Origin of the sequence: Pseudomonas haemolytica (genome assembly GCF_009659625.1) — a bacterium.
Lineage (GTDB): Bacteria > Pseudomonadota > Gammaproteobacteria > Pseudomonadales > Pseudomonadaceae > Aquipseudomonas > Aquipseudomonas haemolytica.
The window spans coordinates 1-1,170 of sequence record NZ_VOIW01000017.1; the positions used below are offsets into that span (position 1 = coordinate 1).

General features: G+C 58.9%; 1 protein-coding gene. It reads left to right on the forward strand.

Going from position 1 to position 1,170, the window contains the following annotated elements; genetic code table 11:
- Positions 1 to 10: 10 nt before the first annotated feature.
- Positions 11 to 1,170, forward strand: a 1,160-nt coding sequence (locus tag FRT59_RS26920; RefSeq protein ID WP_198809885.1) for a ribonucleotide-diphosphate reductase subunit beta, incomplete at its 3' end; no start/stop codon positions are given.

Sequence of the window (1,170 nt, forward strand, 5' to 3'; positions counted from 1 at the left end):
CGAAGCCAACATGGACCGCCTCGACGGTGCCGGCGCCGCTGCCGCCTTGGAAGCGCGCAATGTGACCGCCAACGACTCCGCCGCGATCATCCGCGCCAAGGCTGCCCTGGACAAACTCGACGTCGCCGAAGGCCTCGCTGAGCTGGAAGGCTCCGCCGCCCGCGTCGCCGTTGATGAAAAACGCATGATCAACTGCCGCGCCGACCTCAACCAACTCGTGCCTTTCAAGTACGACTGGGCCTGGCAGAAGTACCTCGACGGCTGCGCCAACCACTGGATGCCGCAAGAGGTCAACATGACCGCCGACATCGCCCTGTGGAAAAACCCCGAAGGCCTGACCGACGACGAACGCCGCATCGTCATGCGCAACCTCGGCTTCTTCTCCACCGCCGACTCCCTGGTTGCCAACAACCTGGTCCTGGCCGTGTACCGCCTGATCACCAACCCGGAATGCCGCCAGTACATCCTGCGCCAGGCGTTCGAAGAGGCGATCCACACCCACGCTTATCAGTACTGCATCGAATCCCTGGCCATGGATGAAGGCGAGATCTTCAACATGTACCACGAGATCCCGTCGGTCGCTAAGAAAGCGGCTTGGGGCCTGAAGTACACCCGTTCGATCTCCGATCCGAAGTTCGAAACCGGCACCGTCGAGACCGACAAAGAGCTGCTGCGCAACCTGGTCGCCTACTACTGCGTACTGGAAGGCATCTTCTTCTACTGCGGCTTCACCCAGATTTTGTCCATGGGCCGCCGCAACAAAATGACCGGCGTGGCCGAGCAGTTCCAGTACATCCTGCGCGATGAGTCGATGCACCTGAACTTCGGTATCGATGTGATCAACCAGATCAAGATCGAAAACCCACACCTGTGGGATGCCGAGATGAAGGAAGAAGCGACCCAGATGATCCTGCAAGGGACGCAGCTGGAAATTGAATACGCTCGCGACACCATGCCGCGCGGCGTGTTGGGTATGAACGCGGCAATGATGGAGGACTACCTCAAGTTCATTGCTAACCGTCGTCTGTCGCAGATTGGCTTGAAGGAAGAGTATCCAGGCACGACGAATCCGTTCCCGTGGATGAGTGAGATCATGGACTTGAAGAAAGAGAAGAACTTCTTCGAAACCCGTGTGATCGAGTACCAGACCGGCGGCGCGTTGAGCTGGGA